Source organism: Burkholderia sp. 28_3 (assembly GCF_003253915.1).
Taxonomy (GTDB): domain Bacteria; phylum Pseudomonadota; class Gammaproteobacteria; order Burkholderiales; family Burkholderiaceae; genus Burkholderia; species Burkholderia cenocepacia.
The window spans coordinates 188,835-209,193 of sequence record NZ_QKZF01000008.1; the positions used below are offsets into that span (position 1 = coordinate 188,835).

General features: G+C 67.3%; 20 protein-coding genes. 5 read left to right on the forward strand and 15 right to left on the reverse strand.

Features of this window, described 5'->3' with window-relative positions; translation table 11 throughout:
* Positions 1-15: 15 nt before the first annotated feature.
* Positions 16-1,035, forward strand: a complete 1,020-nt coding sequence (locus DFS13_RS19310; RefSeq protein WP_109343034.1) for a S9 family peptidase — start codon at positions 16-18, stop codon at positions 1,033-1,035.
* Between the two features lie 93 nt (positions 1,036-1,128).
* Complete coding sequence (locus DFS13_RS19315; protein WP_006490970.1) at positions 1,129-2,982, forward strand: ABC transporter ATP-binding protein; 1,854 nt, start codon at positions 1,129-1,131, stop codon at positions 2,980-2,982.
* An 88-nt stretch (positions 2,983-3,070) separates the two neighbouring features.
* On the opposite strand, the gene DFS13_RS19320 is transcribed toward DFS13_RS19315, so the two are convergent.
* From DFS13_RS19320 to DFS13_RS19365, 10 genes are all read right to left on the reverse strand, one after another.
* Positions 3,071-4,435: an FAD-dependent oxidoreductase gene (locus DFS13_RS19320; RefSeq protein ID WP_006497895.1), complete on the reverse strand. Its 1,365-nt coding sequence runs from the start codon at positions 4,433-4,435 to the stop codon at positions 3,071-3,073.
* 59 nt (positions 4,436-4,494) lie between these two features.
* Complete coding sequence (locus DFS13_RS19325; RefSeq protein WP_006497894.1) at positions 4,495-5,316, reverse strand: alpha/beta fold hydrolase; 822 nt, start codon at positions 5,314-5,316, stop codon at positions 4,495-4,497.
* Between the two features lie 32 nt (positions 5,317-5,348).
* The gene (locus DFS13_RS19330; protein WP_034204090.1) at positions 5,349-6,356 is read right to left on the reverse strand and encodes a zinc-binding alcohol dehydrogenase family protein; all 1,008 of its coding nucleotides are present in this window, start codon (positions 6,354-6,356) and stop codon (positions 5,349-5,351) included.
* 31 nt (positions 6,357-6,387) lie between these two features.
* Complete coding sequence (locus DFS13_RS19335; RefSeq protein ID WP_034203891.1) at positions 6,388-7,242, reverse strand: alpha/beta fold hydrolase; 855 nt, start codon at positions 7,240-7,242, stop codon at positions 6,388-6,390.
* A gap of 45 nt (positions 7,243-7,287) precedes the next feature.
* Positions 7,288-8,007, reverse strand: a complete 720-nt coding sequence (locus DFS13_RS19340) for a hypothetical protein (protein WP_034203890.1) — start codon at positions 8,005-8,007, stop codon at positions 7,288-7,290.
* On the reverse strand, positions 8,004-9,050 hold the full coding sequence (locus DFS13_RS19345; protein ID WP_034203889.1) for an alcohol dehydrogenase catalytic domain-containing protein: 1,047 nt from the start codon (positions 9,048-9,050) through the stop codon (positions 8,004-8,006). Before DFS13_RS19345 ends, DFS13_RS19340 begins: the two co-directional genes overlap by 4 nt.
* 10 nt (positions 9,051-9,060) lie before the next feature.
* Positions 9,061-9,780 carry a hypothetical protein gene (locus DFS13_RS19350; protein ID WP_111442001.1) on the reverse strand — a complete coding sequence of 240 codons (720 nt, stop codon included), beginning with the start codon at positions 9,778-9,780 and terminating at the stop codon, positions 9,061-9,063.
* Positions 9,781-9,851: 71 nt separating this feature from the next.
* Positions 9,852-10,706, reverse strand: a complete 855-nt coding sequence (locus DFS13_RS19355) for an alpha/beta fold hydrolase (RefSeq protein ID WP_034203887.1) — start codon at positions 10,704-10,706, stop codon at positions 9,852-9,854.
* A gap of 105 nt (positions 10,707-10,811) precedes the next feature.
* Positions 10,812-11,138, reverse strand: a complete 327-nt coding sequence (locus tag DFS13_RS19360; protein ID WP_229699545.1) for a response regulator transcription factor — start codon at positions 11,136-11,138, stop codon at positions 10,812-10,814.
* A 180-nt stretch (positions 11,139-11,318) separates the two neighbouring features.
* Positions 11,319-11,744: a DUF3331 domain-containing protein gene (locus DFS13_RS19365; RefSeq protein WP_048988489.1), complete on the reverse strand. Its 426-nt coding sequence runs from the start codon at positions 11,742-11,744 to the stop codon at positions 11,319-11,321.
* 257 nt (positions 11,745-12,001) lie between these two features.
* On the opposite strand from DFS13_RS19365, the gene DFS13_RS19370 reads away from it, so the two are divergent.
* Entirely contained in the window at positions 12,002-13,351 is a 1,350-nt protein-coding gene (locus tag DFS13_RS19370; RefSeq protein ID WP_181365776.1) for a sensor histidine kinase, read from the forward strand.
* Between the two features lie 18 nt (positions 13,352-13,369).
* On the opposite strand, the gene DFS13_RS19375 is transcribed toward DFS13_RS19370, so the two are convergent.
* Complete coding sequence (locus DFS13_RS19375; RefSeq protein ID WP_048988612.1) at positions 13,370-14,005, reverse strand: response regulator transcription factor; 636 nt, start codon at positions 14,003-14,005, stop codon at positions 13,370-13,372.
* 482 nt (positions 14,006-14,487) lie between these two features.
* Entirely contained in the window at positions 14,488-15,441 is a 954-nt protein-coding gene (locus DFS13_RS19380) for a GlxA family transcriptional regulator (RefSeq protein ID WP_006490968.1), read from the reverse strand.
* Between the two features lie 485 nt (positions 15,442-15,926).
* On the opposite strand from DFS13_RS19380, the gene DFS13_RS19390 reads away from it, so the two are divergent.
* Positions 15,927-17,099: a porin gene (locus DFS13_RS19390; RefSeq protein ID WP_111442002.1), complete on the forward strand. Its 1,173-nt coding sequence runs from the start codon at positions 15,927-15,929 to the stop codon at positions 17,097-17,099.
* 102 nt (positions 17,100-17,201) lie between these two features.
* The gene (locus tag DFS13_RS19395; protein WP_111442003.1) at positions 17,202-17,846 is read left to right on the forward strand and encodes a glutathione S-transferase family protein; all 645 of its coding nucleotides are present in this window, start codon (positions 17,202-17,204) and stop codon (positions 17,844-17,846) included.
* A 117-nt stretch (positions 17,847-17,963) separates the two neighbouring features.
* Here the strand turns inward: DFS13_RS19395 and DFS13_RS19400 are convergent, their stop codons facing one another.
* The 3 genes from DFS13_RS19400 to DFS13_RS19410 form a co-directional block, all read right to left on the reverse strand.
* Entirely contained in the window at positions 17,964-18,431 is a 468-nt protein-coding gene (locus tag DFS13_RS19400) for a sodium:proline symporter (protein ID WP_111442004.1), read from the reverse strand.
* Between the two features lie 57 nt (positions 18,432-18,488).
* Positions 18,489-19,154, reverse strand: a complete 666-nt coding sequence (locus DFS13_RS19405) for a hypothetical protein (RefSeq protein ID WP_006490963.1) — start codon at positions 19,152-19,154, stop codon at positions 18,489-18,491.
* Positions 19,155-19,351: 197 nt separating this feature from the next.
* Positions 19,352-20,329 (reverse strand): LysR substrate-binding domain-containing protein, encoded by a 978-nt coding sequence (locus tag DFS13_RS19410; RefSeq protein ID WP_111442005.1) that lies wholly within the window; start codon positions 20,327-20,329, stop codon positions 19,352-19,354.
* Positions 20,330-20,359 lie beyond the last annotated feature (30 nt).

A 20,359-nucleotide genomic window follows, 5' to 3' on the forward strand; every position in this document is an offset into this window, starting at 1 on the left:
ACAATCAGAGGGCCCATGAAACGCATCGTCATCGTCGGTATCGCGCTCGTCGCGTTCGCTTGCGTCGCGGCGGGCGCGCTTGCGCTACGCGGCCTGTCCGACTTCGAGCTGAAGGGCGCGACCGTGTCGACGCTGACGTTCCATGCGGGCGACGCCCACCTCGTCGGCACGCTTGCGCTGCCGGCGCACGCCCCCGACGCGCCCATCGCGCTGCTCGTGCACGGCGACGGGCCGCGCACGCGCTTCGCGGACGACGCGATGCTGCCGCTCGTCAACAGCCTGCTCGACGCCGGCATCGGCGTATTCGCGTGGGACAAGCAGGGCACCGGCCGCAGCAGCGGCGACTGGCTCGCGCAATCGATGCAGGACCGCGCGAACGAAACGGTCGCCGCGATGGCGCGCGTGCGCGCCGCGGCCGGCCCCGCGCACAAGATCGGCCTGCTCGGCTTCTCGCAGGGCAGCTGGGTGATTCCGCGCGTGGCGAATGCGGTGCGGCCCGCGTTCTCGGTGATCGTCGGCGGCGCCGTCAACTGGCGCCGCCAAGGCACCTACCTGACGCGCCAGCAACTCGCGGCAACGGGCCTGCAGCCGGATCGAATCGATGCGACACTGGCCGCCGAGCGACGCGAGAACGACGCCATCTTCGGCCGGGCGGACGCGCCGGCCGATCCGGCCCGGCGCCCGGACATCGAGCCGCGCCGCTTCGGTTTCATCGCGCTCAACTACCTGGAAGACGCATCGCAGGCGCTGGCGACGATGCAAGGGCCGGTGCTGGCCGTGTGGGGCGCACTGGACCGCAACGTCGATCCGGCCGACGAAGCGAATGCCTATGCGCACGCCTTCGGGAACCGGCCCGACCGGCGCGTCGTCGTGGTGCCGGGCGCGACGCATGCGTTGCTGCGCGGCCGCTGGTTCGACTATCAGCTCGAGTCCGACTGGCCGAAATGGAAGACGTGGCTGTACATGGCGCTCGGGCGCCACGCGTACGCGCCGGACACGCTCGGTCCGATCGAAGCGTGGATCCGGTCGCAGTGAACGCGTGCGCCGCGCGCGCCGCCGCACATGGAACAGGCATCAGGCAATATCGGTCGCGCCCGCTCGCGCGATCGCATCAAGGAGAGGTTTTCAATGTATTCGTGGTTTGAACGGCGCCTGCCGACTTTCCCGCTCGAAGATCCCGTCACGCCGCCGAAGGGATTCTTCTCGTTCGTCTGGGCGTGCACGAAAGGCGCGCGCGGCTGGCTCCTGCTGATCGCGCTGACGTCGGCCGCGCTGGCCGCGTACGAAGCCGCGCTGTTCGCGATGATGGGGCACGTGGTCGACTGGTTGTCATCGTCGACGCCGGCCGAATTCGGCGGTCGCCACTTCGGCGCGCTCGCGGGCTTCGCGGCGATCCTCGCCGGCAGCGCGCTGTTGATCGCACTGCACACGATGGTCAAGCACCAGGTGCTCGCGATCAACTTCCCGATGCGGTTGCGCTGGCTGTTTCACCGGCTGATGCTCGACCAGAGCCTGTCGTTCTATGCGAACGAGTTCGCGGGCCGCGTGACGACCAAGATCATGCAGACCGCGCTCGCGGTGCGCGACGCGCTGTTCATGTCGGTCGACGTCGTGATCGGCGTCACCGCCTACCTGATCGGCATCCTCGTGCTCGCCGCCAGCTTCGACTGGCGGCTGATGATTCCGCTCGCGCTGTGGGCGCTCGGCTACGGCGCGGCGTGCGCGTATTTCGTGCCGCGTCTCGGTGCGGTCGGCAGCCGGCAGGCCGACGCGCGCGCGCTGATGACGGGCCGCATCACCGACGCGTATTCGAACATCACGACCGTGAAGCTGTTCTCGCATACGCGGCGCGAAGCCGACCACGCGCGGCGCGCGATGGAAGCGTTCAAGGCGACCGGCGACGCGCAGATGCGGCTCGTCAGCGCGTTCGAGATCGTCAACCACCTGCTGTCGACGCTGCTGCTGATCGGCTCGGCCGGCCTCGCCCTCGTGCTGTGGATGCACGGCGAGGCGAGCGCGGGCGTGGTCGCGGCCGTGATCGCGATGGCGCTGCGCCTGTCGAGCTATTCGCACTGGATCATGTGGGAAATGACCGAGCTGTTCGAGAACGTCGGCACGATCCAGGACGGCATCAACACGCTGACGAAGGTGCGCAGCGTGGTCGACGCGCCCGATGCGAAGCCGCTCGTGGTGCAGCGCGGCGAAATCGTGTTCGACAACGTGCAGTTCGCGCACGAGGACAACGATCGCGCGGTATTCGACGGGCTGAACCTGACGATCCGGCCGGGCGAGCGCATCGGCCTGATCGGCCGCTCGGGCGCCGGCAAGTCGACGCTCGTGAACCTGCTGCTGCGTTTCTACGACGTCGGCGGCGGCGCGATCCGGATCGACGGGCAGGACATCGCGCACGTGACGCAGGACAGCCTGCGCGGCGCGATCGGGATGGTCACGCAGGATACGTCGCTGCTGCACCGGACGATGCGCGAGAACCTGCTGTACGGCCGCCCCGACGCGACCGAGCGCGAGATGCAGGACGCGGCCGTGCGCGCGGAAGCGTCCGAGTTCATCGACCGGCTGCGCGACCGCCACGGCCGCAGCGGCTACGACGTCGAGGTCGGCGAGCGCGGCGTGAAGCTGTCGGGCGGCCAGCGGCAACGCGTCGCGATCGCGCGCGTGATGCTCAAGGACGCGCCGATCCTCGTGCTCGACGAAGCGACCAGCGCGCTCGATTCCGAGGTCGAAGTCGCGATCCAGCGCAGCCTCGACAGCCTGATGAGCGGCAAGACGGTGATCGCGATCGCGCACCGGCTGTCGACGATCGCCGCGATGGACCGGCTGATCGTGCTCGACGAAGGGCGCATCGTCGAGGAAGGCACGCACCAGCAGTTGCTGCAGGCGGGTGGCATTTACGCCGCGCTGTGGGCGCACCAGAGCGGTGGGTTCCTCGGGGAGACGGCGGAAGCGGAAAGCGTCGAGCAGTGAGCGGGGCCGCCATGGCAACATGGCGGCACTTCGATCATCGCCGGTCGGACGAACCGGGGGCACAATGCGTGCCCCCTCCGCCGCCCGGTCAATGCAACGTCGCGAACAGCAGGTTCAGTCCTTCCGAAACAATCGGATGACCGATGATCGCATCGCGCACCGCCGTGTACGGCAGGCCCCCGAGCATCGCCATCTGGACCACGGTCGTCACATCGCCGGCGCCCGTGCCGACCATCGTGAACCCGAGAATCGCGCCGGTGCCCGGATGCACGAGCGCCTTCATGAACCCGCGCGTGTTGCCGTCGGTGCGCGCCCGCGGCACGGAAGCCATCGGCAGCTTCGCGACCCCGACGTCGATCTGTCGGGCATTCGCGTCCGTTTCGTTCAAGCCGATTCGACCGAGTTCCGGGTCGATGAACAGTGCATAAGGAATGACGCGCTCCGCGGTGTTCGCCGGACGGCCTTCGATACCGGCTTTCAGCACACGGTAGTCGTCGAACGACGCATGCGTGAACATCGGCGTGCCCGCGACTTCGCCGATCGCCCACGTGCGCTCCGCCGTCGTCGCGAGCCGGTGGTCGACCTTGATGAACCCGCGCTCGTTCGTCTCGACGCCGGCGAGCTCGAGCCCGATGCCGGCCGTCTGCGGCGTGCGCCCGGTTGCCACGAGCACGTGCGAACCTTCGATCGCACGGCCGTCGGCCAGCCGCACCGTGACGCGCTCGCCGCTTCTGCCTTCGACGCCGACGAGCCGCGCGGCGAGTTCGAGGCGAATGCCGTCGTCGGTCAGCGCCTGCTGGATGACCGTGCTGACGTCCTCGTCTTCGCGCATCGCGACGCGCGGCGTATCGCTGACGAGCGTAACCGCGCTGCCGAGCCGCCGAAACGCCTGCGCCATCTCGAGCCCGATATAACCGCCGCCGATGACAACCAGATGCCCGGGAAGCGTCGTCAGCCGCAACGCCTCCACGTGCGTGAGCGGCTGCGCATCGCGCAGCCCCGGCACGTCCGGGATCGACGCGACCGTACCCGTGTTGATGTAGACGTTCTCGCCCTCGTAGATCGTTTCGGCCCCGTCGGCGCCGCGCACCGCGACGGTGCGCGGCGCGACGAACCGCCCCGTCCCGATCACGAGTTCGAGCCCCGACTGCTCGAATGCGCGGCGATTGACGTCGACCATCCCGTTCACGACCGACGCGACATACGCGGAAACGCCCGCCATATCGGCCGTCACGTCTTCCCGTTGCGCTGCATCCCGCCACGCATGCATCGCGCGTGCACGGTGTATCAGTGCCTTGCTCGGGATGCACGCGACGTTGATGCACGAGCCGCCGATCATCCCGCGCTCGATCACCGCGACACGCTTGCCTTGCCGGGCCATCTCCATCGCAAGCGACTTTCCGCCCTTGCCGCCGCCCAGAAACAGGTATTCGATCCGCTTGACCTCTGCCATGCTGCTCTCCAGGTTCCGTTCATCCCGCTCGAAGTGTGCGAGTCGCGCGCGTTCCCGCGTCACGACTGCAAAAAGGCGAGCAGATCCGCATTGACGCGATCGGCATCGACGACGCACATGCCATGCGATGCGCCTGCATACACCTTCAGCGTCGCGAGCTTGACGATCTGCGCGGACAGCCGGCCTGCATTGTCGATCGGCACGATCTGGTCGTCGTCGCCGTGCAGGATCAGCGTGGGCACGTCGATCTTCTTCAGATCCTCCGTGTAGTCGACTTCGGAGAATTCGCGGATGCACTGGTACTGGCCGTGGATGCCGCCCGTCATCCCCTGTGCCCAGAATGCGTCGACGGTGCCCGCCGACACGGTCGCGCCCGGCCGGTTGAAGCCGAAGAACGGCACCGCGAGATCGCGATAGAACTGCGACCGGTTGGCGGCCACGCCGCGTCGAATGCCGTCGAACACGTCCAGCGGCAAGCCGCCCGGATACGCATCGGTCTTCAGCATGATCGGCGGCACGGCGCCGATCAGCACGGCCTTCGCGACTCGTTTCGTCCCGTGACGGCCGATGTAACGCGCGACCTCGCCGCCGCCCGTCGAATGGCCGACCAGCGTGGCCTCGCGCACGTCGAGCGTGTCGAGGAGTGCCGCGAGATCGTCTGCATAAGTGTTCATGTCGTTGCCGGCGAACGGTTGCCCCGAACGGCCGTGACCGCGCCTGTCGTGCGCGATCACGCGGTAGCCGTGCTGCACGAGGAACAGCATCTGTGCGTCCCATGCATCGGCGTTCAGCGGCCAGCCGTGCGAGAACACGACCGGGCGACCGACGCCCCAGTCCTTGTAGAAAATCCGGGTGCCGTCTCGCGTGGTGATGGTGGTCATGGTGATTCCGTTGGAATGGTAGCGGTGTGCGCTCAGAAGCCTTCGAGCACGATCTTGCCCTTCGCGCGGCCGCCTTCCAGCAGCGCATGCGCGCGTCGCAGGTTCGCCGCGTCGATCTTGCCGAGGTGCTCGCCGACGGTGCTCTTGAGCACGCCGTCGTCGATCAGCGTCGCCACGCGCGCGAGCAGCGCGTGCTGACGGTCCATGTCGGGCGTGCGGAACATCGAGCGCGTGAACATGAATTCCCAATGCAGCGAGATGGCCTTGCGTTTGAGCGGCATCGCATCGAGCGTGTCCGGATCGTCGATCAGCGCGAGCTGGCCCTGCGGCGTCAGTACGTCGACGATCTGCGCGTAGTACGCGTCGGTATGCGTGAGGCTGATCACGTGGTCCACGTGGTCGATGCCCAGTGACTTCAGTTGCGGTTGCAACGGCTGGCCGTGATCGATCACGTGGTGTGCGCCGAGCTCGGCGACCCACGCGTGCGTGGCCGGCCGCGACGCCGTGCCGATCACCGTCAGCTCGGTCAGCCGGCGCGCGAGTTGCACGAGAATGGACCCGACGCCGCCGCCCGCGCCGATCACCAGCACGCTCTGCCCGGCGCCGCCGCGCTCGGCGATCTTCAGCCGGTCGAACAGCAGTTCCCACGCGGTAATCGCAGTCAACGGCAGGGCCGCGGCGTCGGCAGCGCCCAGTGTCGTCGGGCGGCGGCTCGCAATCCGCTCGTCGACGAGACCATATTCCGCGTAGCTGCCGGGCCGCGTGATGTCGCCCGCATACCAGACCTTGTCGCCCGGCGCGAACAGCTCGACGTCGGCGCCGACCGCCTCGACCGTTCCCGCCGCGTCCCAGCCGAGAACGCGTGGGCCGCTCGGCTGCATGCCGAGCCGCAGCTTCGAATCGACCGGGTTGACGGCAATCGCGTCGATCCGCACGAGCAGATCGCGCGGGCCAGGTGTCGGCACCGGCAGCTCCGCGTCATACAGCGACGTCGGATCGTCGATCGGTACGCCGGCCTTTGCATAGACGATGGCTTTCATCATGCGCTCCTTGAAAGGGTAAGTGACGCGTTCACGCGCCGCGCAGGAATTCCGCGACGTGCGCGACATACGCGCTCGCATGCTGGAACAGCGCGCCGTGGCCTGAATTCGGATAGACGATCAGCGTCGCGTCGGGCAGCCCCTGCGCGAGCACGAAGCTGTTCGCGGTGGGGATCATGCGGTCATCGCTGCCGTTGGTGACGAGGGCCGGCTGCCTGATCCTGCCCAGTTTGCCCGCCACGTCACCGCTCCAGTTCGCCCACGCGATCATCGCCTGCAACTGGGCGGACGCGACTTCGGGGCCCGCCGGCAAATCGGGTTCGGCGGTACGCGCGGCGAGGCGGTCGACGAATGCGGTGGCGGCCGCCTGGCCGGCGGGCGTTGCCGGGAAAAACAGCCGCTTGAGCTTTTCGCTCATCGGCATCTCGCCGTCCGTGTAGATCGCGAGCAGTTCCGGCCGGTCCATCCCCGCGCCTTCGCCGCCTTCAGGCGCGGTGCCGGACAGGATCATCCGCTCGACCAGCTCCGGTCGCGCGATCGCAATGTCCTGCGCGAGAAAGCCGCCGAGCGAAAACCCGAGGATATGCAGCCGGTCGATCGACAGCGCGTCGACGAAGTGCAGCACGTGCTGCGCCATGTGCGTGATCGACGTCGGAACCTGTCCGCCGGAGCGGCCGACGCCGGCGTTGTCGAACAGGATGATTTCGCGATCGCGGGCCAGCACGTCGACGATCGCCGGATCCCAGTTGTCGAGCGTGCCGGTGAAGTGCTGAAGGCACAGAAGCGGCCGCCCACCCTTTTCGTTGCCGAAGCGGCGATACGCGTAGCGCACGCCGGCTGCATCGACGTAGCGGGTCGGAGCGGCGGATGATGCAGATTGCGTCATGATGAGTTCCCTCGATGGGCGCGCGGCGCGCGCCGTGGTTCGCGCTCAGCTCAGCGCGATGTCGTGCAGGTCGATCGAGACGACGAGCGGTTCCGGCACGGCCTGCCCGTCGGCTGCACGCGGATAGATGCGCCGCTTCGTCGGGAAGCGGATCCCCGACACGGTCACATAGTCGCTGACGTAATGCGCGCCCGGCGTGTTGCCTGCGATTTCGACGTCGTAGTCGAGCCGGCGCACGAGGCCGTCCGGCCCGACGTAGATGGTCTGCGCTTTGCTGAACACTTCGAGCGTGTCGGGGTAGTGAACGCGAATCCGGCGCCATGCTTCGCCCTGTTCGTTCCAGCCACCGTCTTCTTCGCAATGCACACCGTCCCATGCAAGCACGAACGGCGCGTTCAGGTACGTCCACATCGCGCATCCGGCGAAAAACGCCAGTTGAAGTTCGTCCCATGGCGTCTCGAGCGTATGCCCGTCGAACGACCCGCGCGGCTGCTCGCGCGCCGCGAGCACGTGCCCGGCCGAATCGAGCAGCGCAATGCGCTCGCCGGTGAATTCGCTGCGCGCGGCCAGCGCACCGAACGGCGCATGCGACGCCCATTGGCGATCCGTCGCGACGGTGACCGTGGTGTCGTCGAGCACGCCGGCGTGACCTTTGAGGCCCCACAGCGCACCGCCTTGTACGAGGCGCGCGCGCACCTGCCGAAACTTGCGCCACTGCGCGAGCCCGCCGTGGGCGTCGAGGATGGATTGGGCGATTGCGTTCATGCGGAAGCTCCGTTGGATGCGTAATTCATGGTCAGTACCGCGCGGAACCGGACATCCGCGCGCATCATGCGGTCGTATGCCGCCTGCGCCTGCTCGAGCGGAAACGTTTCGATCATCGGCCGCACGTTCTGCAGCCGCGCGAACGCGAGCGTCTCTTCGTTGTCCGTCACCGTTCCCGTCAATGCGCCGACCACGGAGCGGCCGCCGAACACGAGATCGACCGCATTCACGGCGATCGGCTCGCCCGGCACGGCAACGACGATCAGCTTGCCGCGCACGGACAGGCCCGCGACGGTGTCGGCCATGCCCGAGCCCGTCGGCGCCGTGCCGAGCACGACCTTCGCGCCGCCGAGCGCGCGCAGCGCAGCGGCCACGTCCTCGGTCCGCGCGTCGATGTAGCGATGCGCGCCGAGCTGCGCGGCAAGCGCGGCCTTGTCGGCTCCGCGGGCGATCACGACGGTGTGAAAACCCATCTTGTTCGCGAACTGCACGGCGAGATGGCCGAGCCCGCCGAGGCCATGGATGGCGACCACGTCGCCGGCCCGCGCGCCGGCATTGCGCAGCGCGTTGAACGTGGTGAGCCCCGCGCACAACAGCGGCGCAGCCTCGGCCGCGTCGAGATCGTCCGGCACGCGCACGAGCCCGCGAGCTTCGGCCAGCATGATTTCCGCGTAGCCGCCGTCCGTCGTCATCCCGGTGATGACCGGGTTCTCGCAGTTCACGACATCGCCGTGCCGGCACGACGGGCACGTGCGATCTTCGCCGGCGAGAAAGCCGACGCCGACACGTTCGCCGAGCCGCCAGCCGGACACCCCTTCGCCGAGCGCGTCGATTCGGCCGACGACTTCATGCCCCGGTACGCGCGGCGGCGCGCCGTCAGGCGCTTCGCGCTCCACGGTTGCGCTGTCGGAATGGCATACGCCGCAGGCTTCGACGCGAATGCGCACCTGCCCCTGCGCAGGCGCGGGAATCGGCCGCTCGACCAGTTCCAGTTGCCCAGGCGCCTTGACTACCGCCGCGCGGTAAGTCGCTTGATTCGTCATGATTGCCTCGTTACTCGAAACGGAAATTCGACAGATCGACACCGACGATCAACGGGGCGGGCAGCGCCACGTTCGCATCGGTGCGCGGATAAATCCGGAAGCGCGTCGGCATCCAGATGCCTTGCACGTCGACGTAGTCGCTGATGTACCGCGCAGCCGCGTTGCGCCCCTGGATGTCGACCTCGTAGTCGTGCCGACGCAGCAGCCCGTCCGCGTCGAAGTAGAACGTCTGCACGGCGCTATGCGTCGCGATCTCCGGCGCAAACTCGACATGCAGGCGCCGCCACGGCAGCCCGTCGACGATCCACGGCTTGATTTCGCGGCTGCGAACGCCGCCGTGGCGCAGCAGGAACGGCGACGTCAGATACGTCCACATCGTGTAGCCGGCGAAGTACGCCAGCTGTGCGTTGGACCACGGCGTCTCCATTTCGTAGCCGTCGAACGACGCGCGAGGGGCGTCGAGCGTATCGACCACGGTACCGTCGTCACGGCGGATCTCGACGCGCGCGGGCGTGTAGACGGAGTGATCCGTCGTTGGGACGAACGGAGCATGCGAGACATGCTGCTCGTGCAGCTGCACCGTCACACGCGAATCGGTGAGCACGCCGTCGCGCTGCTTCAGCGCCCAGATCGCGCCCGTGTGATGCAACTGCGCCGATACGCTGCGAAAGCGCTTGAAGCGTTCCATTCCCCCTGCGGCGCGAATCGCCAAATCAACCAGATCTTCCATTTGCCATCCTAAACGATATGAAACGTCTTCCTCATTCTTCTGCCGCGCGGCCCGGGCGGCGCCGCGCGCGATCAGCCGGCGTGCACGCCGACGAACGCCGCGATGTGCCTCGCGCAAGCCACCGGATACTCAAGTTGCGGCCCGTGCCCGGTACGCGGCAGCGTCACGAGATGCAGCGTCGGCAGCTGGCCGTTGAGCGCATACCAGTTCTCCACCGGGAACACGATGTCGTGATCGCCGCCGACATGAAGAACCGGAATCGACGTCGAGCGCAGCGCATCGAGCACGGCATCGACCGGGAAGGCCGGGTTCCGCGGGCCGTCTCCGACCTGCTCACCGGCCCACGCGACCGGTACCGCCGGGCTCAGGTCGACCTTGCGCTGCGCGACGCGCGCGGCCGCAAGCTCGGCCGCCGCGCGGCTCGCCGCGGAGGCCGGCTCGAAGAACAGCGTGACGAAATCCTCGAAGTCGTTTTCGCGCTTCGCCATCGTGTAGAACAGCGGTTCGCCGGCCCTGACCAACTGGCCCGGCGGCGTGGTCGCGATCAGCACCGCGTGCGTGACGAGCTGCGGCGCCTTTGCGAGCACGATCTGCGCGGCCATTCCGCCGACCGACCAGCCGCCGATCACCGCCTTGCCGAGCTCGAGCGCGACGATCAGGTCGATCGCGTCCTTGGCGAGCGACGCAGGATGATAGGTTCGCTCGCCGCTCGACTGCCCGAGTCCGCTGTAATCGAAGATCGTGACCTGGAAGCCCTGTCCGACGAGCGTGTCGAGGAACAGCGGATCCCACGTGTCCATGGTGCCGCGAAAACGCACGCACAACACGAGCGGCGTACCGCTGCCGAATGTGCGATACGCGAGGCGTCGACCGTCGACGTCGACGAACTGCGTGCTGGCGCCGAGGCTCGGACTATCGCTTTCCATAAGTTCTCCTATCGTTCTATACAAAACCGCGTAAAGGACATGCCCGGGCGCGATGACGCGGCACGAACGCAGCGTCGCTACGCCCTGGGCCATCGTGCCGCCCCTTCAGCATCCCGTGAGCGCGCGCATCACCCACTGCACGAGTTCGCGCGGATCAAAGGGCTTCTCCAGCACGCACAATGCGCCGAGCCGTCTCGCCTCGAGCACCCGGCGCGCGCTCGGGTGCGCGGTCACGAAGATGATCGGCACGTCGCAACACCCCCCCCGCAGCACGGCGAGCAGCTCGATGCCCGACATCCCGGCCATCTGGATATCGCACACGATGCAGTGCGACGTCCCGCTCGCGCCGTGTTCGAGAAACGCCTCGGCCGATGCGTACAGCCTCGCGCGCACGCCCATCGAGCGCACGAGCGATTCCAGCGACTGTCTCATCGCCAATTCATCGTCGATGATGCAAACCGTCTTGTCGTGCACAGAGTGTCTCGCGTGACGCCACGCTCGCTGGCAGCGCCGGGAACGCAACCGGATTTCGGACAGCGTACCGACCGCCCCCGGTGCCGACAATCATGCCGAGGTATGGTGCGGCCGATACCGACCGCACCCGCTCGCGCGTCACCGGCCATCCGCGCCGGCGCACGGCGCCGGGGCGACTGCCGCGGCATGGATCATCCTGTCCCAGTTGCACGGAACGGTGCGGCCGCGCCCCCGCGGCCGATACACGCGATCGCCCGGCTTGATCGGCGCACCGGTCAGCACGCAGCGCGACGCCGTTCTCGCGGTCACGCAATGCCACAGCTGTTCGCCGAAATGCCCGTACCTCGGGTCGCTCCAGCGCACGCTGACAGCGGTATCCGACAGAATCTCGACGATCCTGATCCGCGAGGCCACCGGCGCGCCGGTCTCGCGCGCGCCGTCATTGCGCTTGCCGCGCACGCGCCGCCGGTGCGAGCCGGGCACGCCCGCCGTTCTCGACGGATCCAGCAGGCCCAGCAGCGCGCGTTCGAATACATCGTCGTATGCACACGTTGGCTGCGTCATCTCTACCGTTCCCCTCGCATTGGATGCGCATGCGCGGCTCGCGCGATCAATCCGTCGCACCGACGCATCGCGAACATCGCCGCTTCGCCATCGGCCGCGCCGCGCGCTTCACTCACGTTGGAATCGAGTCTAGAGGAACGTTTTTTTTCGATCCATCAGACCGTGGTCGATGCCTGCCCATACCAAAGTCTGACCGTCGCGCCGGCCTGCATCCGCCCGCGGTCGCGGTCAGCAGCACGCGGCGATCTGCTTTATAGTTGCAGCTACATCGAAGTCGGACGCGCACGTCGTTCGTCGTCCCGATGCGTCACTTCCGGTCATCCGGTTTCGCGCCGCGCGCGAACCTCAGCGAGCACCACGTCCCCATGTCCACGTCCGCAGCCCCGACGATCGCACCGCCTGACGCCCCTCATCCAGCGGAAAGCGAGCTCTTCCTGTCGGCGCCGATACCGATCCTGATCGAAGACTGGTCGCGCGTTTATCGCGCGGTGAAGGAACTGAAGATGGCCGGGGTCTCGGATATCGACCGCTATTTCGATGAGCATCCGCAGGCCGTCGCCCGGCTGCGCGCGCTGCATGCGTTCGTGGCGGCCAACGACGCGGTGGTGCAACTCTTCGACGCCGAATCGAAAGAGCATTTCCTACAGCACGCGGAGATCCTGTTGCCGGCCGACCGGCTCAGCAACAGCGCGGTGCTGCGCGCGATCTACGAAAACCGGACCGCCTGCCAGGGCGAGCGCACGCTCGTGACGTTCAAGGGGCGCCGCGTACCGATCGTATGGCGCTGCTCGCTGCCGAAGCACGAGGATGGCTACCGGCGCCTGCATTTCTATGCGTTCGACGTGACCGAGCAGAAGGAGAACAGCGACCGGCTCGCGGTATTGCGCGCGGAAGCCGCACGCGCGGCCCGCGTGTCGCTGTTTGCGGAGATGTCGGCCTCGATCCTGCATGAGGTCAGCCAGCCGCTGTCGGCCGTCGGCTCGTCGGCCGAAGCGGCGCTGCGCTGGCTCGAGCGCGACGAGCCCGACGTCGCCGAGGCCGCTGCCGCGATCACGCAGGCCGCCCGGTGGGCGCGCGATGCGACGGAAATCTGCCGCAAGATTCGCGGCTTCATCGGCAAGGCGCCGGCGAAGTGCGTCGACTTCGCGGCCGCCGACGCCGTGCACGCTGCGCTGTTCCTGATCGCGCCGGAAGCCGCTGCACGCAACGTTCGCGTCGACAGCAACATCGATGCCGACGCGCGCCTGTTCGCCGATCCCGTGCAGGTCCAGCAGGTGCTCGCGAACCTGATGATGAACGGCATCCAGGCGATCGAAAGCGGCCCGTCGCACGCGCGCACGCTGACGGTCTCGGCCAGGCTGAGCGACGCCGAAGTCGTGTTCGACGTATGCGACACGGGGCCGGGTATCGAACAGCAATCGATCGATCGGCTTTTCGATCCGTTTTTCACGAGCAAATCCGACGGCATGGGAATGGGTCTCACGGTCGCACGCTCGATCGTCGACGCCCATCACGGGCGCATCTGGGCACGCGGCGAACCGGGCGCCGGCTGCTGCTTCTCGTTTGCACTGCCGGCCCACCCGCGCACGACCGACCCGGCCGCATGACGCTCGCGGCGCGCGGCGTCATGTCGCCAGCTGCACGCCGATCGCCTCGGACTTGCGCACGAGATCCGCAAGCGACGACGCATTCATCTTGCGCATCACCGCTGCGCGATGCTGCTTGATGGTGATCAGGCTCAATCCGAGATGCGACGCGATCTGCTTGTTCAGCGCGCCGCTGACGACGTACGCAAGCACTTCGCGCTCGCGGCGCGTGAGCAGCTCGAACGACTGCCGCAACTCGTCGTGCGTGTCGTTGCGGACTCGCCGTGCCGCATCCAGCGACAGCGCCAGGTTCACGGCGTCGATCAACTCGTGGTCGGTGAACGGCTTCACGAGAAAATCGACCGCGCCGCCCTTCAGCGCCTTGCGACACACTTCGACGTCCGCGAACCCCGTGATGACGACGATCGGGATCGACGGCCGGTCCGACGCCTGCTGAAACACCAGCCCGCTCTCCCCGCGCAGCCGCACATCGAGCAACAGGCAGCTCGTGACATTCTCCCGGTGCGTCGCGCGCAGCTCCGCGGTACTCGCGAAGGTCACGACGCGCAGGCCCAGCGATCGCAACAACGTATCGAGCGATGCGCGTATGGCCGGATCGTCGTCGACGACATATACAACAGCCGACGAGTCGTCTTTCATCGCTGCATCTGACATATCCTGCGCCCCAACCGTCCGTTCAGTTTTCATCATCGCGAACCGCGTGTCGCCCGACACGGCGCCGACGACGCGCTCCGTCCCGGCCACCCGCGAGGCCGACCGCCACCCGCGCAGCGCTTCGCCGATCCGCGCCACTTCGGCGGTTGCGACATTCGCGTCGCGCGGCGCGCCGGCACGGCGTGCCTGCACATGCCGGACACGCTTCGCACGTGCGGCAACGCAATCGGCGACCGGGCGCGTCCTTGCGGCACACACGGACGATTCCAGCCTGGCGACATGACGCGGGCTGCAAGGGACGGTTCGCAAAACCGCGGGCGGACGAGCGTGCGGTCCGCTGTCGACGAGTCTTCGGTTCGGCTTACCCGAGCAGGTACCGCCCAAAGAACATTCTATTGACGATGGGCGCGCGTGGAGGGACGCAGTTCCCTCCTTTCGTGCCATGATGTTGCAGCGCGGGACCCGGTATCGGCCGGCCGCGCTCAGTCGGCGTCCGCGTGTTCCGGCTTGCGCTGCCGCCGCAAGACCTGTGGCGGATGGCCAAACGCACGCACGAACGACCGCCTCATCCGCTCGGTATCCGCATAACCGGTTTCCCGTGCGATGGTGTCGATGGTCCACGACGAACTCGTCACGAAATCCCGGGCCGTTTCGAGCCGGATGCGCTCGACTGCCTTTGCAGGCGTCAGGCCGGTTTCATCCTTGAAGCGGCGCGTAAACTGCCGCTTGCTCATCCTCGCCACGTCAGCGAGCTTGTCGACGGTCAGATCGGTGCCGAGATTCGCCCGGATGTGCGTGATGACGTCGTGGATCCGATTGCTGCGTGCGGGGTGGTCGATCAGCACGGACGACTGCGGCTGCGACCCCGAGCGCCTCCAGCGCTCGAGCACCAGGTCTTTCGCGACCTGCAATGCGGCGTCCGGGCCGAGATCCTCTTCGAGCATCGCGAGCGCCATGTCCATGGCCGTGCTCATTCCTGCCGAACTCCACAGCATGCCGTCGCGCACGAAGATGCAATCCTTCTCCACCGATACCGCGGGATAGCGATCCCTGAACCGATCGAGAAACGCCCAATGCGTCGTTGCGCGGCGCCCGTCCAGCAGGCCCGCCTCGGCTAGCAGAAACGCACCGAGGCAGATCGACGCCATGCGTTCGACCTTGCCGGACAGATCGACCAGCAGTTCGCGCATGCGGTCCGTGAGCGGCGGCGTCGACAGTGAAGCGCCGACGAATACCGTGTGCAATTCCGACAGCCGCGCCGGTTGCGTTGATGCGTACATGCCGAACGACGCCTCCACGGGGCCGCCATCCTCCGAGATCACGCTCACTTCATAGAGCGAGCGGCCCGCGCGGAGATTGGCGATGTCGAACACGGACAACGCGAGCAGGCTCATTACCTGAAACTGAGGAACGAGGACAAGCCCAATGCGACGCATATTGACCTCATGCGAATCGACCCCGCCGACGCATGGCGGCGGGGTCACAACAAACGGAAAAGCGGGCATGCAGCTGTGATCGCGGCATGCCAACCGGCACTCCGGCGATGCTACAAGATTTTCGAGACGGGAAAGAATGGCCATGCTGCGCACATGGCCGCGCGTTCGGGCCGGCCCGTCGCGCGACGACTGTCGGCGGGCGCGCGCCGGCGGCCTTCATCTCGCCCGAGCCCGATATACCCCACCGCGCGATCGAGTTGCGCGCGATCGACGATCGCATCGATCGTCTCCGACGGATCGAGCGGATGCCCGGGTACGAAACGCCACGACGCGCAGGCGCCCGCGCGAGGCGCCGGCTCGTTGCGCGCACACCCATCGCCGCGCCGCCTCATAACGATCCGACAATTTATTGGTTCCCTTGACGATGCGCCGTCCGTATCGTTCACCGATTCGTCGGACCAATCGACCAACGGGGGAATCCAGCAATGAAACAGATCCGGTCATTCGCGTTGCTCGCGCTGCCGGCCGCGCTCTTCGTCGCGGGCGCCCACGCACAAAGCAGCGTCACGTTGTACGGCATCGCCGACGCGGGCATCGCGTACGTCCACAACGCGCAGAACGCGAACGGCAGCAACGCGTCGAACCTCGTCAAGTTCGGCAGCGGCAACCTGTCGGGCAGCCGCTGGGGACTGCGCGGCATCGAGGATCTCGGCAGCGGCCTGTCCGCGCTGTTCCAGCTCGAGAACGGCTTCAACATCGGCACCGGCGCGCTCGGCCAGGGCCAGCGCGAATTCGGCCGCAAGGCCGTCGTCGGCCTCGCGAGCAGCACCTACGGCACCGTGACGCTCGGCCGCCAGTACGATCCGATCATCGATCTCGTACAGGGCCTCACCGAAGACAACTACTTCGGCGGCGTGTTCGCGACGCCGGGCGACCTCGACAACTACGACAACAGCCTGCGCGTCAGCAACTCGGTGAAATACACGAGCCCGCTGATCTCCGGCTTCCAGTTCGCCGCGCTGTACGGCTTCGGCGGCGTCGCGGGCGCGACCGGCAGCGGCCGCACCTACAGCTTCGGCGCGAGCTACGCGAACGGCCCGCTGTCGCTCGGCGCCGGCTACTTCTACGCGAACGGCGGCACGACGCTCGCCAATGGCGTGCGGACGTGGTCGAGCAGCTCCGACACGCTGTTCAACACCGTGATCAACCAGGGCTTCTCGAGCGCGAAGTCGATCCAGATCGTGCGCGTGGCTGGCCAGTACGTGGCCGGGCCGGCGACCTTCGGCCTCGCGTATTCGAACACGCAGTACGGCGCGGACACGCTGTCGGCGTTCAACCGGAACGCGAAGTTCAACAACGGCTCGGCGTTCTTCAACTGGCAGTTCACGCCGGCGCTGCGCGCGGGCGTCGGCTACAACTACACGTCGCTGACGGGCCCGGCTTCCGCGCACTACAACCAGGTCAACCTCGGCGCGGACTATGCGCTGTCGAAGCGCACCGACCTGTATGCGCTGTTCGGCTACCAGAAGGCGAGTGGCAACACGCTCGACGCGAGCGGCGCGACCGTGAAGGCCGCCGCATCGGTCGGCGCGTACGGCGTGAACTCCGGCACCGATACGCAGGAACTCGCGATCGTCGGCATTCGCCACAAGTTCTGATCGTCCCGGCGCACGACGATCGCCGCAGGCGCGCACCACGAGGCGCGCCTGCGGCGTTTACACTGTCCATCTTCACGTTCGTCACGACACAGGGAGCCCGCGATGCTGACGGTATGGGGACGACGCAACGCGTTCAATGTCCAGAAGGTGATGTGGCTCGTCGACGAGCTCGCGCTCCCGCATCGGCACGTACCGGCCGGCGGCGGGTTCGGCGTGCTCGATGCGCCCGACTTCCTCGCGATGAACCCGCACGGGCGCATCCCGGTGATCGACGACGACGGAACCGTCGTCTGGGAATCGCACAGCATCCTGCGCTACCTCGCCGCGCGTCACGGGCGCCCGGGCTTCTGGCGCGACGATCCCGCCGAGCAGTCGCGGGCGGACCGCTGGATGGACTGGGCGCAAACCACGCTGCAGCCGGCATTCCTCAACGGCGTGTTCCGCGACTACTACCGCACGCCGCCCGAGCAACGCGACACCGTGCGCGTCGAACAGAGCATCGCGCAATGCGCGCAGTATTTCCGGCTGCTCGACACCGTGCTGGCCGGGCAGCCGTTTCTCGCGGGCGACGCGATCACGCTCGCCGACATCGCGGTCGGCACGCACCTCTACCGGTATTTCGAGCTCGATATCGCGCGGCCCGACGTGCCGCACGTCACGGCGTGGTATGAACGATTGAAGGCGCGGCCTGCGTATCGCGCGCACGTGATGATCCCGTTCGACGAGCTGCGCGGCAAGCTCGACTGAGCGGGTGCGAGGCCGGTCGCATCGGCATGTCGCGTACTGCCTGATTTCCCGCCTCTCGCTTCGGCAGGTCGGGACACCGATGAAGATGGCTGACGCCCGCGGCGGTCGATGCCGGGATCAGCGCGTAGCGTGGCGCTGGGCAACCCAATAAACGGCCGCCGCCGTGATCCCGAACATCAGATGAGCGATCAGCGTGATCGTGTCGCGAACTGCGGTGAACCACGGAAAGATCGTCGTGAACCCGTACAGGTTCACGCCGTACAGAAGGAGCCCGAACACGCCGCCGGCGAATAACGCGGGCCCGAGCGACAGGTGCCGGATGACACGTACCAGCACGGCCGCATAGGCCAGCGAAAGCACCGCATGCACGAGCGTCGCCACGCCCATGACCAGCGGATCGAACCCGCCGGGCGCACCGAGCACGCGCGGCCCCATCACGATCGCGGCCGTGAGGCGCGCGTCGCGCAACAGGTTCCGGACGGCGTCATCGCCGCTCATCGCCCAGAGCAGCAACTCGATGACGGTCGATGCGATCGCCGCGCCAACCGCCGCGCAGAGAATCGGGACCGCACTCGCTCGTTTCAATGGTCGCCCTCGTGGCGAACGAGTCGACGGATCGAGGCGGCCGCCATGCAATATGGCTTACGCCCCTTCACAGTCCGACCAGTACGCGAACGGATCGCGATGTTTCGGATAGTGCTCGTCCAGCCATTTCAGCAGCGTCGCCCGCGCATTGTCGATGTCGGCCTTCAACGACGACGTCGTCAGTTCGTGCAGTTCGATGGACTTTTCCCGGTCCATCACGAAGCAGTTCCAGTCCGGGCCGTCGAGATCCGGATCGTCGGATGCCTTCGACGACTTGCTCCAGCCGAAACGCTTGCGCGCATCGATGTAGTAGCGCGGATGCACCTTCAGATACGACATCTCGCCGCCCTGCAGGCTGCTCTCCGCGCGCAGCACGTCGCGCTCGTCGACGATCTGCGTGACTTCCGGAAGCCGGCGCGAGCGCCATCCGGCGGGTAGCGTCGCCACCGCACGGACGCTGTCGTAGGTGCCCCACTCGAGGCCCCACGCTTCGGCCATGCGCTTCATGAACGCGTCGGCGCTCGGATAACCGCGCAGCTGGATGCGGGTCGACAGCGTGACTTCCACCCCGCCGCGACCGCCGGATGCGCTCGACACCTCGTCGTCCGCTTCGAACGGATTGCCCGGACGCGGCGATTCGCGCTTCGCGTCCGCAGGCGCCAGGCCGGAAAAAAGCTGATCCAGCGCCGCACGCGCCTTCGACGATTTGTCTGGTCTATTCATCGGTTCCCTTTTGTGCAAATTTGAACCCGTACTGCAATGGTTGGTGATTGCCCTGCCGTCGGGCAAAGGCTCGATTCCGCTTCGCTGCGGTCATCTCGCCGTTTTCCGCGGCTGCATTGTAACGATTTGGCGGCCGCGGCCGAACGAACGGGACACGCGGGCCGCGGCGCCCGCCTGCGCGAACCGCAACGGACGCGCTAGCGCAGCGCCTTCACCATGCGCTCCATCAACGCGAGGACCTCCGGCCGACTCTCGCCCTTCGCATGCACGAAGTGATAGCTGAGCAACGAATCGACCTCGTGACGGCTCACGCGCACGAGTGCGCTGCGCTGCAGATACGCATCAGCAAGCGGCGTGCGCGCGAGCGCCACGCCGAGCCCGGCTTCGGCCGCCGCCAGCACGAGGTTGTAATCCTCGAACCGGCGATCCTGCGCACGCGGCTTGAACGGAATGCCGAGCGCATCGAACCACGTACGCCAGCCGGTCACGTCGGAATCGTGCAGCAACGGCATGTCGAGCAACGCCGCGTCGCCTGTTCCTCGGCGCATCCTTGCCAGTTGCGCGGCGAGCCGCGGATGCGCGACCGGATACAGCCGTTCCGGCATGAACGGGCGGGTTTCGAGCTGACGCCAGTTGCCGCGACCGTAACGGATCGACAGATCCGCTTCGCCGCCGGCGATATCCACATTGCGCAGCTCGATGCCGAGTTCGATGCGCAGCGCGGGCGCTTCGCTTTCGAGCGCGGGTTGCCGCTCGAACAGCCACAGCTGCGCGAATGCGGGCACCACACTCATCCGCACCAGTCGCGGCGTGCGCGGCGAACGCCACTGATCGGCCGCGCTGTCGATGATCGCGAACGCCTGCTCGATCCGGCCGACGAAGCGCTGCCCGTCCGGCGTCAGGCGCACGCCGCGCGCATGCCGCTCGAACAGCGCCATCCCGAGCCAGTTTTCGACGGCGGCCACCCGTCGGCTGATCGCACCGTGCGTGACGCCGGAGACGTCGGCAGCCGCGAGAAACGACCCTTCGCGCGCCACCGTGCAGACCGTCTCCAGGCTCGCGAGCGGCGGCCGCGGGACCGGCATCGACGCGGCGGCCGCCAACCCGCCGGCCATCTGGCGCACCCGCGCCGGACCGCCGGCGCGCCGCGCGCCCGAGCTGTGAGCCATATTCATATCCGGGTGTTGATCTGTGCGCTAGCTTAG